A 14,471-nucleotide genomic window follows, 5' to 3' on the forward strand; every position below is an offset into this window, starting at 1 on the left:
AATTATTCCCATAGTGATGGCGTTCGATCAGAATTACTACTTACCAGCAGGGGTTGCCATGCACTCCATGCTCACCTATGCAGCGCGTGTTAGGGGGGGGACACCCCTATTTTATAAAATCCATTGTCTAGTTCAGGGTTTGGACACTGCGCACAAGGCCACACTCCAAAATGTACTGATGGCTTTTAAAGACTTTTCGAGTTTAGAATTTCACGATCTTGATTTGCTAATCGCGCCGACCACAGAACCACAGAACCACAGAACCACAGAACCACAGAACCACAGAACCACAGAACCACAGAACCACAGAACCACAGAAAACCCTATCTGACAAATTCAATATTTTATTGCAACATTTAAGGCCTTATATCCGCGAACGCTTTTCGCCACTTGTCATGGCGCGCTTTGTATTGCCCTCCTTGTTTCCGCAATATGAAAAGCTCATCGTGTGCGATGTGGATGTTGTGTTTACTAGGGATATGAGTGAGAGCTATTTTTCTATGAACACAGATGATCCTTATTATCTAGCCATTGTCAAAGAACCCACTGAGAATACCAGTAGTGCCAATGTTACAGAGTTGATCAAACTATACCAAATGGTTACTATCAACGCCGAAAAAGCCCCCATCCCTGAGCATTTCTTATCCCCTCAACAATGGCAAATCCTCTCTGAAAATGCCTTCTACATAGGATTTTCCGTTTTTAATCTCAAAGCTTGGCGTGAGGACAATCTTGAAGAACAGTGTATCGAGTTCTTTAGGCATAAAGGACACAGACTCTGCGCTCCAGAACAAGATACCTTGGTCTTGTTATGCCATGAACGCGCGCTGAAGCTGCCCCACATCTATGATGTCTGTTATGGTTCTTCCATCGTTCAAGACCCCAAAGAGGTGGTTATGTGGCATTTTAGTGGCGACATCAAGCCATGGGAGCCTCAAAATTTCTACTTCCACACAACTTCGCTTTGGATTCGCGCCTTGTTGCGTACCCCCCTTGCAACAACTTATTTTGAAAATTACGATCGCTGGTTGGCGGACAAAGACTCAAAAAAGTTATCCCCATACCTAGAGCCTCTCCTGACTAAGAAAGTTTTATGCGCGTACGTTCTCTATAAAGTTCAGAAAATCCTCAAGGGTTGGTATACAAAGCTTTACTTTTGGTGGAAGCTTAGGAAGACTTGACCCCTAATCAAAATCAATAGGAATATTGAGCAATCTGATGTCATCGGCAAAATCGAGTCCAGTGATGTCCCCGCACACATCGCGCAATACGAAGTCTTTGGGCAATAAATCCTTTCTAGTGTAACTCACTTCAAACAGATCAGAAAAAAATCTATCTTTTACATAGTAGACACAACCGCCGCTATAACGCAAGTGTACCGGTTGGTAGGCATGCTGGAATTTTTCCAAAATGGCTAGGTGTCTCTTAGATCGCGGGATAGATCGCGGGTCGCACCAGTGAAATTCCACAATCACCTGCGCAAAGTACTTTTCCAAGATAGCAAAATCCAGTTTCTCAAAGATTTCCCACTCCACCCCTTCAATATCCATTTGCAAGATATTGTGCGCGTTGGGATCAAAGGTGTAATCACTCATGATCTGCTCCATGGTGACAGTTTGTGAATCGCTCTTCATCCCCACAAACTTTTTATGAAAAAGGATATTCTTGTGTAGGTCGGGGCTTTGATCAATGCTCGCATCGTATTGCAAGACCAAGTAACCCCTGTTTGCCATGTCTAAATCCCATGGAGAATAACTCGAAACCCCTAGAGAAAGTGCTTTTGGCAATGTGTCAGATGAGGGGGGGGGGGGGGTACATGACATACCCACCATCGAGTTCTCCACCCACACGGATGAGATTTGTCAAAGCGGCCGGGCGTATCAAGTCCAAATAAGCGCGCACTATCTCTACACAGCTAGAGCGCGAGTCGACACACACATACATATTTGGATTTTGCATGAACGCATAGAGTATTTCCTTGTGTTCTGGATTGGACACGCAATCCTGAACAAGGGGAATCAAAGCCCTGCACTCTATGTTACGCAAGAGGCAGTTCATCTGATCTAACCTGTCCTCAAAATTAGCAGAAAGCTTTCTTCTTACCCACTTTAGCTTCCCCTTCAACCACTGCTTATAATCTACCATTGAAACGGCTCCTCACTTTGCGCAAAACACGCAATTATAACAAACTGCTTATATGGAGTCAAATCTACATATTAAAATAATCGTTTGCTTTGTGAATGTTGGGTATAGTAAGGGTTTTTGGAAAAAGGCGGGGTTATTTTTAATAAAATCCGTAGGATCAAGAAAGGGTGTAGTTGTATGAAGAAGTTGCTTAGAAAGATTTTTGGGGGATTGAAGCGCTACTTAGAGAATTGCCTAGTGCGCATTCTGCATGGGCAAATCCATGTCCTTCACGATCAACTCGAACGCTCTATGATGTTGCATGGTACAATCCTTGCGCTCCAGCACAAGCAACTCTATACCCATAGCCTCTCTGTAGGGGGGGGGGGGGGTAGACATCCGCAATTTTGAATTTAGCGTGTATTCGCAAAATGGTGAGGATGGAATCCTAGATTTGCTCATTGAGGTTTTGCAACTCGACTCTGCACATTCTGCATACCCCCGCGCTTTTGTAGAATTTGGCGTGCAAGATTATAGAGAATCCAATACCCGATATTTGCTCAAGAAACGCAATTTTACCGGGCTTGTCATGGATGCCAGCGCGCAGAATGTCGCCTTAATTCGAGAAAACCATATTGGCAAACACGATTTAGAGGCACAGCATACATTCATCACGCGTGAGAATATCGATGGCTTGATTGGGGCATGGCTATGCTCTAAAAAGTTGAGCAATATTGCGATCTTGAGCGTTGACATCGATGGCATGGATTATTTCATATGGGAGGCCATCACATGCGTACAGCCCGCCATTGTCGTTGTCGAGTTCAACGCAATTTTTGGGGGTGAACTCTGCGTGAGCGTACCCTATCGCGCTGATTTTCAAGTCGATTGGGCTAATAATAGCGGGTATTTTGGCGCAAGCCTCCAAGCGTTTATCACACTTGGAAAAGCAAAGGGGTATACTTTTGTGGGGTGCGAATCGTGTGGGGTGAATGCCTTTTTTATCCGCGCAGATTTGGAATCAAAATTTCCTTTCATGCTTGCTCCTTTGCAAGAGTATTGCGCAGGGTTCCACAATCGACAAAGCCTGCATAAAGACGGACACACCCGTTTTTTAAGTGGAGATGCGCGTTTGGAAGCCATCAAACATTTACCCCTCATCCCTATTCAATAGTTTGAAAAAATAGCTCAAAGCAAGCCTAAGCCTTTGCCCACCCACAACAGCCATAAAGACAGCCCCCAAAGCCAAAAAAAGCTATAGATGATGTGTGTGCCCATGGAGAGCCTAGCCAAGCCTAGCCCTAGCCAGAGTGCTGGAGAGAAGGGGGAGATAAAAGTACCCAAAGTCGCCCCAATGAGCATCACATACCCCACACTTTGGGCGGGTACCCCATGGGGGGCGGCCAAGTGCGCCACAAGGGGGAATAGGGTGAAGTAATAGCTATTGGTGTCTAAAAGCAATTTAAAGGGCACGCCCAAAGCCCCCACCACCCAATACAAATGGGGCAGTACAGAGGCGGGCAAGTAATCAGCCAAGTGTTTGGCGATGGCTTGCAACATCCCAGAGCCGCCTAAAATCCCAATATACATCCCGGCACTGAGCAAGATGAGCGCCATGGAAATGGCCTCTGGGGCGTATTCTTTGACCTTGGCCATGCGCGCTTTGGGGTTTGGGTAATTGAGCAGCAACACCACACAGAGCGCGATCAAAAAGCAGAGTTCAGGGGGTAAAATTTTGCCCACTACCGCCCCCAACGCCCCCAACGCCACGCATAAATTGGGGATAAAATGTCTGCTTGGGCCCAAATGGAGCGCGGGGGTGTCCTCAAGCCCTGAGGGGGGCGCGTTTTTCAAACGCCTCTGTTCTCTCCAACCCAAGCCCACCGCCAAAATGAGCACGCAAAGAAACCCCACACCCTGCAGGGGCAAGAGGGGGTGATAGAGCGCGCTAGTCTCTACCCCCAACACGCTGGCCACACGCCCCAAAGGGCCCCCCCATGGCAGCAGATTGGCCAAGCCCGCGCTAGCGGCCACAAGCAATAGCAAGAGATGGGGATTGAGTTGGAGGCGTTTGTAAATGGGCAAGAGCGGGGGGATCACCACCAAAAAGGTACTAGCCCCCGAGCCATCTAGATGCGCAAGCGTGGCGATCACGCAAGTGCCCACACAAATGGCAATGACATTCCCCCTAGAGAGGGTGATGATGGCATGGATTAAGGGGTTAAAGAGCCCCACATCGTTGAGAATCCCAAAAAAGAGAATAGCAAAGATGAACATGATCGCGATGTTAAAGACTTTGCCAACCCCCTGTCTAAAATAGGACACCAGCACTTGGGCGTGATCTTGCAGAGCGCGCCAAAGAGAATGGGTTTGGAGCATTTCTTGCAAAGCGTCTTGCAAAGGGGCTTGGATTTGCAGGGCTTTTAGCCCGGCTTGGTAGGCTTGGGTGATTTGCGCCGCGCTCACAGAGGGGCTTTTATTCTTTTTAGGCAAGGTCTGTCTAGCGGCGTGCCCAAAGCGCACAAGCGCATTCTCTGGCAGGGGGGCGGGGGTGATCTTGCTTAGAAAACTTTGGATATAGGTGTCTTGCAAGAGATAGGCGTAATTGTGCGGCACAACTCTATGCCCCAAGAGCGTGCTCACTCCCCAAAAACCCAGCAAGCCCACTAAGGGCACTAAAGTGAGCGCGACTAGGGGAGATAGACGCTCGCGCAAGAGTACATAAATGAGTGTGGCGATGATCGCACAGGCAAAGAAGACTAACACTAGAGATGTCCGGCTTTGAGCAGAATGCCTATTTGGCCTGCCGTATCACTGCTCTTATACCCATGTGCGCGCCTTTGATCAACGTTCACGCAGGATTGCAGAGCTCTTGACGATCACGCTATTGTAGTCCTTTTGGGGAGGACGGCGGTTTTTGATATAGTGCATGATCTTTTGCAAGGCTTCTAATTGTTCCTCAGACACGCTCAAGGTCTCTTCAATGATAAACCATGCCACGCCCTCCGTACAAGGGGGGGTGGTGAGCGAACCATTGAAGTGATAATAATTGATGCTAGGTGGCAATAAGTTTTCTAAATCCAAGTCGCTAGGGACTTGCTTATGCGCATACGCCTCTATCAACTGCGCGATCAAGTCATTGGGCTGGCCAACTTCAAAGCCAATCCCTAGCACTAGTAATAACCCATTGCTATCTTTATGCACCAGGTGCATACTCAGGGGTTGGCGTTGTTTGTGGATACTAAATTCCATGGGGGTATGGAAGTGCAGATTTACCAAATTATAGACATGATCGCGATAAATCACATGGTTTTTGGGGGAATTGAATTTAGCCACAAAAGTGTGGTGCGAATAGTCTAAAGAGGTGGGTTTGGCATCGGTTTGGTAAAAAACCCCCAAGTTCTCTTTATCTGGAGCGTTGTAGTAGTGCTCGATATCGATGGGGGATTGGTTTTTCCCACTCTTGCACAATTCATAATCCTTGTGTAAATACCCCCACTGCTGAGGCGCGCTGGGGTGTTGGTAACTCCAGTGATGCGACTCAGCCCCCCATAAGCCAACACTTAGAGACAGAGACAAAACGGCATAACGCCACATCAAAACTCCTTTAATCAATTTTTAAGATCGCCAAAAACGCCTCTTGGGGAAGATGCACTTTTCCAATGGCCTTCATGCGTTTTTTACCTTCTTTTTGCTTTTCTAAGAGCTTGCGCTTGCGCGTAATATCCCCCCCGTAGCACTTAGCTGTTACATTTTTACCTACAGACTTGATGGTCTCACGCGCGATGATTTTATTGCCAATACTGGCCTGTAGGGCGACTTCAAAGAGTTGTCTGGGGATGAGATTCTTCATGCTCTCCACTAAGGCCTTGCCCTTTTCATAGGCCTTACTTCTGTCCACAATGATGGAGAGCGCGTCCACCACCTCAGAGGCCACCCGAATGTCTAATTTGATCAGATCCCCCTCTTGATAGGGGGCAGCCTCGTAGTCAAAGCTAGCATAGCCCTTCGTGCAAGATTTGAGCTTGTCATAAAAATCCATCACGATCTCATTACTGGGGATCAAATACGTGAGCAACACCCGTTCTTGGTTCAAATACTCCATTTTTTCCTGCACCCCGCGCCTCTTATTGAGTAGATTGATGAGATTGCCCAAATAGGCACTGGGGGTGATGATATGGGCGCGTACAAAGGGTTCTTTAATACAGGCTATATTCCCCTCAGGGGGCAGTTGGCTAGGGTTTTGCACCCACACCACTGACCCATTTTGCAAATGCACCTCATAGAGCACCGTGGGCGCAGTGGCAATCAAGTCCAATTTAAACTCACGCTCCAAGCGTTCTTTAATCACCTCCATGTGCAACAAGCCCAAAAAACCCACCCGAAACCCAAAACCTAAAGCAGCGCTGCTCTCTGGTTCAAATTGCAAGGCTGCGTCATTGAGTTGGAGTTTATAAAGGGCTTCTCTCAAGGCTTCAAATTGATCGCTCTCAATGGGGTATAGTCCGGCAAAGACAAAGGGTTTAGCGGGCACAAAGCCCTCTATGGGGCTGGTGGTGGGGTTCTTAGCGTCTGTGATGGTGTCGCCCACTGCAATATCTGTGAGATTCTTAGAGCCCAACACCACAATGCCAATCTCCCCACATTCCAAGCTAGGGCTTTGGATTTTATGCAAGGGATGGGGGTAGTAGAGCCCTAACACGCTGTGGCGTTTTTGCGCGCCCATCACCAAGACCTCTTGGCCCACTTCCAGCCGCCCCTCTTTCAAACGCACTAAAGCCAGCGCACCTAAATAATTATCAAACCACGAATCGTAAATGAGTGCTTTGGTGGGGGCTTGCGAGTTGCCTGTGGGGGGGGGAATTGAGGTGATAATCTTCTCTAATAACTCCTTAATCCCTGTGGCGTTCTTAGCACTCACACAGCAAGCTTGCGTACAATCTAGAGCGATGGTCTCTTCAATATCCTCTTTGATCGCCTCCACATCGGCATTAGGGAGATCGATCTTATTGAGTACGGGGAGAATCTCTAGGTGATTTTCTAGAGCAATGTAAACATTGGCGATTGTTTGGGCTTGTACACCTTGGGTTGCGTCCACAACCAACAACGCTCCCTCGCACGCGTGCAAAGAACGCGAGACTTCGTAGCTAAAATCCACATGCCCGGGGGTATCTATGAGGTTTAAGATATAGTTGACACCCCTGAAGGGATATTGCAGGCGCACCGATTGGGCTTTGATGGTGATCCCGCGCTCTTTTTCAATATCCATTGTGTCTAGCACTTGGTGAGTCATTTCGCGCGCATCAAGGGCGTTACACGCGCTAATGAGACAATCAGCAAGGGTACTTTTGCCATGATCGATATGGGCGATAATCGAAAAATTGCGGATGTGTTCTTGCACGCACTCCCTTTTTGGTAAGCATTTTCAAACTCAAGATATGCAATAATAGCACATTGCGCGTAAAAGAAGAGAGATGAAAATAGCCCTAGACTGCCATTCTTTACTCTTAGATCATGTACTTAGGTCGTACCTACAGGACCTATTGTGCGCGCCAGAGAATTGCGATTTTATTTTGAGCGATCACCCCATTGAAAAACCCGTGAAGACGACCTTTTTAATCGGTTCTTTGGAAGGCGCGCATGTCAGTGTGCCTTTCACGCGTGAGAGTCTTCTAGAGTCCTTGCAAGAACTTTATGCGCAAAAAACCCAAGCACAGAGCCTAGAGAGCCGCGTGCAGGCCTTGTTGGGGGAATATACTCATAAACTCTTAAATTTGATCCAAGAGTATCACTCCTAATGCCCGTCTTGAGAATTTTAAGCGGGGCATGCAAAGGAATGGGTTTGTTATTGCCCCCTAAGCACATCAGCCGCCCCACTAAGGCTTTGGTACGTACTTCTCTATTCAATGTCTTGCGCCCTAGCATCGCTTCTAGCGCGTTTGTGGAAGTCTTTGGAGGGAGCGGGAGCGTGGGCTTAGAAGCCCTGAGCTGTGGAGCGCAAGAAGCGTTATTTTTTGAGCAAGACAAAGAAGTGTTTGCCCTTTTAAAAGAGAATATCCGTGCGTTCAGGCAACGTTACAAACAACCCCTCAAAGCGCGCGCGATCTTGGGCGATGGGCTGGCTTTACTCCCCCAAGCTGTTGCGCACTTGCACGCCCCCCAAATTATTTTTTATTTAGACCCTCCCTTTGGGATGGATTTGCAGCTTTGTTGGGACGCTTTGCAAGATTTGCCCCTGCCAAGTGGGGCATTGCTCATCTTTGAACACCACAGCCAAGCGGATATGCCTATAAAGCGGGCTAGCTTGAGTATAATCAAGCGGGCTAAGTTTGGACGTACCAGCTTGAGTTATTACACAGATTTAGAAAGGATTTGAATGGCAGAGGAAGAAAAAGCGCCTAAGAAAAGCAAGGCGATGTTATTTGTGGTGATGGGCGCGGTGTTGGTCATGTTGATTTTAGTGGGCGTGATCGTGATCTTGTTTATGGGTAAGGGTGCTGAACCAGCCCCCCAACCCAACGCACAGGGGAGTAAACCCATGCACAACGCTCCTATGAGTGGGAGTACAGAGGGAGGGAGTACTCTAATGGTGCGATCGTCTGATTATCTTTCCTTAGGCCCTCTTTATCCTTTAAGCGGCCCTTTTGTGGTGAATCTCATTAGCCAAAATGGGCGGCGTTATCTTAAAACCAGCATTTCTTTAGAGCTCAATGATCCCAAGCTCTTAGAAGAAGTGAAGGTCAAAGAAACCGCCATCAAGGACACCATTATAGAAATTCTCTCTTCTAAGTCCATGGAAGAAATCACCACTCTTAAGGGCAAGAACAAACTCAAGGAAGAAATCCGTAGCAATCTCAATAGCTTCCTCATCGATGGTTTTGTGAAGAACGTCTTTTTTACTGACTTTGTGATCCAGTGATTGGGATCGATCTTGTCTCCATTGCGCGCATTGACCAAGCCTTAGCGCGCCACCGGCAACGCTTTTTAAATAGATTTCTCTCTCCTAGCGAACAGGCCCTTTTTGTAAAACCCACTTCTTTAGCCGGAGCGTGGGCGGCTAAAGAGGCTTGCGCGAAAGCGTTGGGCGTGGGGATCGGGGCGCAACTGAGTTTTTTAGACATTCTTTTAAGCAAAAATGCCAGAGGCGCGCCATGCATCTGCCTAGTGCCTGAAAAAATGCGTGTTTTTGGTGTGGAAAGCCTGCATGTAAGCATTAGTCATGATGGGGGTTTTGCGCTGGCACTCGTCTTTGTGGTGCAAAACTCCAGGTAATTATTGACATAGTCGTAGTAGTAGGGGGCGTGAATATGTGAAAAAGTCCTTGTAAGCGCGTTGTATAGGCACTTGCACATGGGAATAAATAAGGCTGGACTTTTCACATGTTTTCACAAAAAAAGAAAGTCTAGGAGGTTTTTTAGGGCTTTTTAGGCAGATTTTGGCACATTTGTCTAGGGCATGTGAATTCATGTGAAAAACATGTGAAAAGTGGGCTTTTTCTTTGATCTATGATCGTTATATTTGCATGTTATAATCGCACAAAGGATCAACATGGCCTATATTTCTGAGACTTTGGCAGGAGCGCGTATTCTCATCACGGGGGGGGCGGGCTTTATAGGGAGTAATCTAGCCCTTTACTTCCAGCAGCACCACCCAAAAGCCCGAGTCATCGCGTTGGATAGATTTAGAGAACACACCCCCCCTAGCACGAGTTTAGGGCATTTTAAAAACTTAATTGGTTTTAGGGGGGAGGTGCTGGGTGCGGACATCACTTGCGATTTGGATCGCATCGCCAAATTAGACTTTGATTATCTCTTCCACCAAGCGGCTATTTCAGACACCACAAATACGAACCAAACCCTCGTGTTGCGCACTAATTACCAAGCTTTTTTAGACTTATTAGAAATCGCCCAAAGCAAGGGCGCGCGCGTGATCTACGCTTCATCAGCAGGAGTCTATGGCAATACCCCCGCGCCCAATGTAGTGGGGCAGGGCGAAGTACCAGAAAATGTCTATGGGTTTTCCAAATTATGCATGGACAAGCATGTCTTAGGTAGGTCTTGCAGGGCTATAGCCCCTATTGTGGGTCTGCGCTATTTCAATGTCTATGGCCCCGGGGAGTTTTATAAACACAAAAGTGCTTCTATGATCTTGCAGCTAGGGTTACAAGCCCTCAAGCATCAAGAAGTCAAGCTCTTTGAATTTGGAGAGCAACAACGCGATTTTGTCTATATTGAGGATGTGATTCAAGCCAATGTCAAGGCGATGTGCGCCTCGGCTAGTGGGGTTTATAATGTGGGCTATGGGGGTAGTCATAGTTATAATGAAATTGTGCGTCTTTTACAACAAGAGTTGGGCGACTTCAAGGTGCGTTATATCAAAAACCCCTATGCCTTTTTTCAAGAACACACTTGTGCGGACATCAGCCCTGCCCAGCAAGCACTAGATTACCAGCCCATGTATGATTTACAAAAGGGAATCGAGGCCTATGTACCCACTATCCGCGCATTGGCGCAATGCCCATGTTAGAGCTATTCTCTCAGCCCCAGAAAATTCCCCATATTGTGGTGGTTGGGGATATTATTGTAGATCACTACGTGTGGGGAACTAGCGAGCGTCTCTCCCCTGAAGCCCCCGTGCAAGTGGTGGAAGTGCGCGAGGAAAATTATCGTTTGGGCGGGGCGGGCAATGTGGCGGACAATTTAGTCGCGCTGGGAGCGCGCGTGAGTGTGTGTGGAGTGGTGGGGGCTGATGAAGCCCAAGCGTGGTTGCTCGCAAGATTAGCCCAACTCAATATCAACACCCAAGGGGTGTTGGTCGATCCAGCGCGCCCTACTTGTAAGAAAAGTCGGGTGATGATCTCCAAACAACAGGTCTTACGTGTGGATCGCGAAAGTCGGCACGCCATTAGCCCCATCTTAGAAGAGCAGATTTTAAAGATTGCCACCGTGTTATTGGAACAGGCGGACGCGCTGGTCCTCTCTGATTACAATAAGGGCATGTTGAGTGCGCGCCTGTGCCAAACCCTCATCGCGTTGGCTAACCAGGCCCATAAGCCCGTTTTATGCGATCCAAAAGGTAAGGATTATTCCAAGTACAGCCATGCTACTCTTATCACCCCCAATAAAAAGGAAGCCCAGATCGCCGCGGGGGTAGAAATCACAGAGGACACCAGTTTACAAAAGGTCCTAGAGCATTTCAAACAGGCTTTTCACATTGCCACGCCCCTGATCACACTTAGTGAGCAGGGCATGGCCTTTTTAGATCAAGATACTTTGGTCAAAATCCCCACTATCGCTAAAGAAGTCTATGATGTGAGCGGGGCCGGGGACAGTGTGATCGCCGCTTTGGCCTTTTATTTAGCACTGGGCTTTGATCTGCACCAATCTTGCACCTTTGCTAACGCCAGCGCGGCGGTGGTGGTGGGTAAGGTAGGGAGCGCGCATGCCACTTATGCCGAAGTGTTAGAGTTCTTGCAACGCCACTACCACCAAGGACAAAAGATCCTAGATAGCGCAACCCTAGCGCATATTCTGCATGGCGCACACAGCAAGCGTGTGGTTTTCACTAATGGGTGTTTTGATCTCTTGCACCGTGGGCATGTGTATTACTTGCAAGAGGCCAAGAAACTGGGGGATATCCTCGTTGTGGGGTTGAATAGCGATTCTTCTGTACGCGCGCTCAAAGGCCCCACACGCCCTATTCAAAGCCAAGCCGATCGCGCCTTTGTGCTGGCCGGTTTAGAATGCGTGGATTTTGTGGTGATCTTTGAAGAACAAACTCCCTTGGAATTGATCCGCATGGTAAAACCCCATATTCTAGTTAAGGGAGGGGATTATCAAGGTCAAGAAGTAGTGGGGCGGGATTTGGTGAATGAAGTGGTTTTAATAGAAACGCTAGAGGGTAGGTCTAGCACGCATCTTATTGAAAAAATCCAAGGACTTCCATGCAAGCTTTCATCCAACAAGAATTCTTAGCCCATATCCAAACTGCCCAAGACACTTTGGGCGCGCTAGGTCCTGAACTAGAGGGGGCAGCTCTCTTGCTCATAGAAACCCTAAGAGGGGGCAATAAGATTTTGATCTGTGGGAATGGGGGGAGTGCAGCGGATGCGCAACATTTTGCGGCCGAATTAACAGGGCGTTATAAAGCCCAAAGACAGGGCTTACCAGCCATCGCCCTCAGCACAGATACATCCGCGCTCACTGCCATCGCCAATGATTATGGCTATAGTAAGGTCTTTGCGCGTCAAGTGGAAGCGTTGGGGAAAGAGGGGGATTATTTGGTAGGGATTTCCACAAGTGGCAATTCAGATAACGTGTTATTAGCCTTGCAAAAGGCACGAGAGTTAGGGTTAGGTACTTTGGGCTTGAGTGGCAATCAGGGGGGTAAGATGCGCGCGCTGTGCGATTGCCACCTCATTGTACCCAGCAATGACACGCCTAGAATCCAAGAGATGCACATTCTGTTAATCCATCTGCTATGCGATCGCATCGAACGGACTTTTTGCACGCAGGAGTCTTGAACGGCGCCTATGCCCTCAAACCCCGACCCCCGCGTTTGTGGCCATCGTGGTAATTTTGCGCCCTTGTGATCAAAGCGACATCATAGAGCGTTCCTAAGTCCCGATCTAGGCAACATTCCAATAAAGAAGAATCGATATTCATGTCTAACCATCCTTGACTTAATGGCCCGGTTACGCCCAATTGCCCAAAGATGACAGAGTTATCTATTAATTCTGCACGGACCCAATGGCCACTTAGTTTTTCCCACTCTGCATAGGGGGGGTTTTTATAGGGTTTTAATTGACCAATAGGGGGAATGCATACAGCTCTTCAAGTGTCATTAATCCCCCTTAAAGAAAGGCACAATGGATCCTCAAAGCTAAGCAAGCGCTCAAAGCTCACCTATTTGGATCGTAATAAGCAGGCTTGTCTAAAAGCTCAATTTTAGCAATCTCGCGCGTTGGGAGGGTTGTTCTAGTGTCCGGGTGGTTTAAATCCAGCGTGATCGCGTCCTCCTCAATCCAATCTAGGGGGTTTTCAAATTCAAGGTGGACAGCACGCCCCATAAAGACCTTGCCATTTTCTAAAGTAACCTTAATGAATTTGCCCCAGTGCTCCCGCGCCCAATATTCTAAATCAATCATGATCATTCCTTTTTGTGTATGGCACCATATGAAACCCGTTTTTATTGAAATGGAGTTTGCTACGCTGTGTTTTTAATAGCCACTAATCCAGCTCTTCCTAGTCTTTATCCTTTTTAAAAAAAGGGCATTTGGGGTTAGGGGGTTCTAGGGGGATAATTTGCTTAATTTCGTGCATATACAAACCATAAGCCACACCCCCTGATAACAAGGTTATATCATCCCATGCGTACGCGTCAAAGCCATGAAATATCCCCTCGAGCACTATGTCCTCTCCTCCATCATCATCATAACAAATAACGCGTATTCTACGCCCGACATACTGCACATAATCTGTTAATTCAACCATGAATCACCTCCCAGATAAGGTACAATATGGATTTCTCCCTTGTCGTTAAAATGCACCTTGCTAAAGGGCGTTTTAATGGGTTCTGTGATGCTCAAATTTTTATGCGGCAACACCACCCTCTCAAAGCCGGGATGATGGATAATAGCCTGCTCCCTCCAATTTTGCCCCTTTTTGCTCAGTTTGTCCATTAGGATTTTTTTAAAGATTTGATTGCTTTAATTTCGGACGCTTTGAGGGAATACTTCATACCTTGATAAGTTACCCCGATTTCGTCCTCTTCGAGCTCCTCGTCTGGTTGGGGGTTGGCAGGGGCGCGATAGACATAATCGCGTCTAACATTCTCCCAAACATCCCCATCTTCAAAGGTAATTTTTAAGGGGCTAGGGTATTTACTCATGTCGGGTAGGTTTTTCATAACTCTTCCTCTGTGGGTACAATATGAATGCCTTTTTTATTCCAGTGTAACTTACTTTTAAATACCTTAGTAGATGCTTTGGACTGATCAAAGAAGGGCAACACCACCCCCTCAAAGCCGGGATGATGGATAATTCCATGCTTATCCCATGCGCTTTGGTCTTTATTTAGTCTGATCTCTAAACTATCTTTCACCCACCCCCTGATCTGCTCAATGGTGGGGGCGCTTTTATAGTAACTGCGCCCCTCTATATAGCCATCACCCAAGACATGGCGGGCTTGTTTGGGGTCTAAGGGCAACACATCTACAATGCGTTTTAGCGTGGTTAATACCCTTTGGCTAAAGGGATAGGGCTCTTCGTGGGCGGGGCGTTTTTTGAGTTGCTCAAAATGGAGTTTTTGGAGTCCCCACCCCTGTTTTAAAACCGGGGCTTGTTTGAA

22 protein-coding genes are annotated in these 14,471 nt (G+C 47.5%); 11 read left to right on the forward strand and 11 right to left on the reverse strand.

What is annotated here, in order from left to right:
• Both EAO38_RS07570 and EAO38_RS07575 read left to right on the forward strand, forming a co-directional pair.
• Nucleotides 1-331: glycosyltransferase family 8 protein (locus tag EAO38_RS07570; RefSeq protein ID WP_162982731.1), on the forward strand; the 331-nt coding region annotated here is incomplete at its 5' end.
• A 16-nt stretch (nt 332-347) separates the two neighbouring features.
• Entirely contained in the window at nt 348-1,181 is an 834-nt protein-coding gene (locus tag EAO38_RS07575; protein ID WP_268877828.1) for a glycosyltransferase family 8 protein, read from the forward strand.
• 3 nt (nt 1,182-1,184) lie between these two features.
• Here the strand turns inward: EAO38_RS07575 and EAO38_RS07580 are convergent, their stop codons facing one another.
• Nucleotides 1,185-1,733 carry an FkbM family methyltransferase gene (locus EAO38_RS07580; protein WP_121022593.1) on the reverse strand — a complete coding sequence of 183 codons (549 nt, stop codon included), beginning with the start codon at nt 1,731-1,733 and terminating at the stop codon, nt 1,185-1,187.
• Between the two features lie 58 nt (nt 1,734-1,791).
• On the reverse strand, nt 1,792-2,058 hold the full coding sequence (locus EAO38_RS07585) for a hypothetical protein (RefSeq protein ID WP_162982732.1): 267 nt from the start codon (nt 2,056-2,058) through the stop codon (nt 1,792-1,794).
• Between the two features lie 264 nt (nt 2,059-2,322).
• Here EAO38_RS07585 and EAO38_RS09250 point away from each other — a divergent pair, with 264 nt between their 5' ends.
• Together EAO38_RS09250 and EAO38_RS07590 are read left to right on the forward strand one after the other, a co-directional pair.
• Complete coding sequence (locus EAO38_RS09250) at nt 2,323-2,535, forward strand: hypothetical protein (protein WP_235852571.1); 213 nt, start codon at nt 2,323-2,325, stop codon at nt 2,533-2,535.
• A 7-nt stretch (nt 2,536-2,542) separates the two neighbouring features.
• Nucleotides 2,543-3,298 carry a hypothetical protein gene (locus EAO38_RS07590; RefSeq protein ID WP_235852572.1) on the forward strand — a complete coding sequence of 252 codons (756 nt, stop codon included), beginning with the start codon at nt 2,543-2,545 and terminating at the stop codon, nt 3,296-3,298.
• A 14-nt stretch (nt 3,299-3,312) separates the two neighbouring features.
• Here EAO38_RS07590 and EAO38_RS07595 read toward each other — a convergent pair whose 3' ends face one another.
• The 3 genes from EAO38_RS07595 to lepA all read right to left on the reverse strand — a co-directional run bounded on the left by EAO38_RS07595 (nt 3,313) and on the right by lepA (nt 7,525).
• The gene (locus tag EAO38_RS07595; protein ID WP_235852573.1) at nt 3,313-4,890 is read right to left on the reverse strand and encodes an SLC13 family permease; all 1,578 of its coding nucleotides are present in this window, start codon (nt 4,888-4,890) and stop codon (nt 3,313-3,315) included.
• A gap of 78 nt (nt 4,891-4,968) precedes the next feature.
• Nucleotides 4,969-5,721, reverse strand: coding sequence for a carbonic anhydrase family protein (locus tag EAO38_RS07600; RefSeq protein ID WP_121022597.1), 753 nt, complete (start codon nt 5,719-5,721; stop codon nt 4,969-4,971).
• A 10-nt stretch (nt 5,722-5,731) separates the two neighbouring features.
• The gene (lepA, locus tag EAO38_RS07605) at nt 5,732-7,525 is read right to left on the reverse strand and encodes a translation elongation factor 4 (protein WP_121022600.1); all 1,794 of its coding nucleotides are present in this window, start codon (nt 7,523-7,525) and stop codon (nt 5,732-5,734) included.
• A 73-nt stretch (nt 7,526-7,598) separates the two neighbouring features.
• Between lepA and EAO38_RS07610 the strand changes: the two genes are divergently transcribed.
• The 7 genes from EAO38_RS07610 to gmhA all read left to right on the forward strand — a co-directional run bounded on the left by EAO38_RS07610 (nt 7,599) and on the right by gmhA (nt 12,646).
• Nucleotides 7,599-7,922: a hypothetical protein gene (locus tag EAO38_RS07610; RefSeq protein ID WP_121022602.1), complete on the forward strand. Its 324-nt coding sequence runs from the start codon at nt 7,599-7,601 to the stop codon at nt 7,920-7,922.
• A complete protein-coding gene (rsmD, locus tag EAO38_RS07615) occupies nt 7,922-8,500 on the forward strand; it encodes a 16S rRNA (guanine(966)-N(2))-methyltransferase RsmD (protein ID WP_121022604.1) in 579 nt (192 codons plus the stop codon). Before EAO38_RS07610 ends, rsmD begins: the two co-directional genes overlap by 1 nt.
• A complete protein-coding gene (fliL, locus tag EAO38_RS07620; RefSeq protein WP_121022606.1) occupies nt 8,501-9,043 on the forward strand; it encodes a flagellar basal body-associated protein FliL in 543 nt (180 codons plus the stop codon).
• Nucleotides 9,040-9,396, forward strand: coding sequence for a holo-ACP synthase (gene acpS / locus EAO38_RS07625; protein ID WP_121022608.1), 357 nt, complete (start codon nt 9,040-9,042; stop codon nt 9,394-9,396). The genes fliL and acpS overlap by 4 nt, the downstream gene beginning before the upstream one ends.
• Before the next feature lie 276 nt (nt 9,397-9,672).
• Entirely contained in the window at nt 9,673-10,650 is a 978-nt protein-coding gene (gene rfaD / locus EAO38_RS07630) for an ADP-glyceromanno-heptose 6-epimerase (protein WP_121022610.1), read from the forward strand.
• Nucleotides 10,644-12,098 carry a D-glycero-beta-D-manno-heptose-7-phosphate kinase gene (gene rfaE1, locus EAO38_RS07635; RefSeq protein WP_121022612.1) on the forward strand — a complete coding sequence of 485 codons (1,455 nt, stop codon included), beginning with the start codon at nt 10,644-10,646 and terminating at the stop codon, nt 12,096-12,098. The genes rfaD and rfaE1 overlap by 7 nt, the downstream gene beginning before the upstream one ends.
• The gene (gene gmhA / locus EAO38_RS07640; protein ID WP_121022614.1) at nt 12,068-12,646 is read left to right on the forward strand and encodes a D-sedoheptulose 7-phosphate isomerase; all 579 of its coding nucleotides are present in this window, start codon (nt 12,068-12,070) and stop codon (nt 12,644-12,646) included. The genes rfaE1 and gmhA overlap by 31 nt, the downstream gene beginning before the upstream one ends.
• 7 nt (nt 12,647-12,653) lie before the next feature.
• Here gmhA and EAO38_RS09380 read toward each other — a convergent pair whose 3' ends face one another.
• From EAO38_RS09380 to EAO38_RS07660, 6 genes are all read right to left on the reverse strand, one after another.
• Complete coding sequence (locus EAO38_RS09380; protein WP_268877829.1) at nt 12,654-12,788, reverse strand: hypothetical protein; 135 nt, start codon at nt 12,786-12,788, stop codon at nt 12,654-12,656.
• 236 nt (nt 12,789-13,024) lie between these two features.
• Nucleotides 13,025-13,270, reverse strand: coding sequence for a hypothetical protein (locus tag EAO38_RS07645; protein ID WP_121022616.1), 246 nt, complete (start codon nt 13,268-13,270; stop codon nt 13,025-13,027).
• Nucleotides 13,271-13,367: 97 nt separating this feature from the next.
• On the reverse strand, nt 13,368-13,616 hold the full coding sequence (locus EAO38_RS08950) for a hypothetical protein (RefSeq protein WP_162982733.1): 249 nt from the start codon (nt 13,614-13,616) through the stop codon (nt 13,368-13,370).
• Nucleotides 13,604-13,804: a hypothetical protein gene (locus EAO38_RS07650; RefSeq protein WP_121022618.1), complete on the reverse strand. Its 201-nt coding sequence runs from the start codon at nt 13,802-13,804 to the stop codon at nt 13,604-13,606. The genes EAO38_RS08950 and EAO38_RS07650 overlap by 13 nt, the downstream gene beginning before the upstream one ends.
• Entirely contained in the window at nt 13,804-14,031 is a 228-nt protein-coding gene (locus EAO38_RS07655; RefSeq protein WP_121022621.1) for a hypothetical protein, read from the reverse strand. The genes EAO38_RS07650 and EAO38_RS07655 overlap by 1 nt, the downstream gene beginning before the upstream one ends.
• A partial coding sequence (locus tag EAO38_RS07660; RefSeq protein ID WP_162982734.1) for a polymorphic toxin type 50 domain-containing protein occupies nt 14,028-14,471 on the reverse strand: 444 nt, incomplete at its 5' end. The genes EAO38_RS07655 and EAO38_RS07660, both read right to left, overlap by 4 nt.

It is taken from the genome of Helicobacter vulpis (assembly GCF_003660395.1).
In the GTDB taxonomy this organism is placed as follows: Bacteria; Campylobacterota; Campylobacteria; order Campylobacterales; family Helicobacteraceae; genus Helicobacter; species Helicobacter vulpis.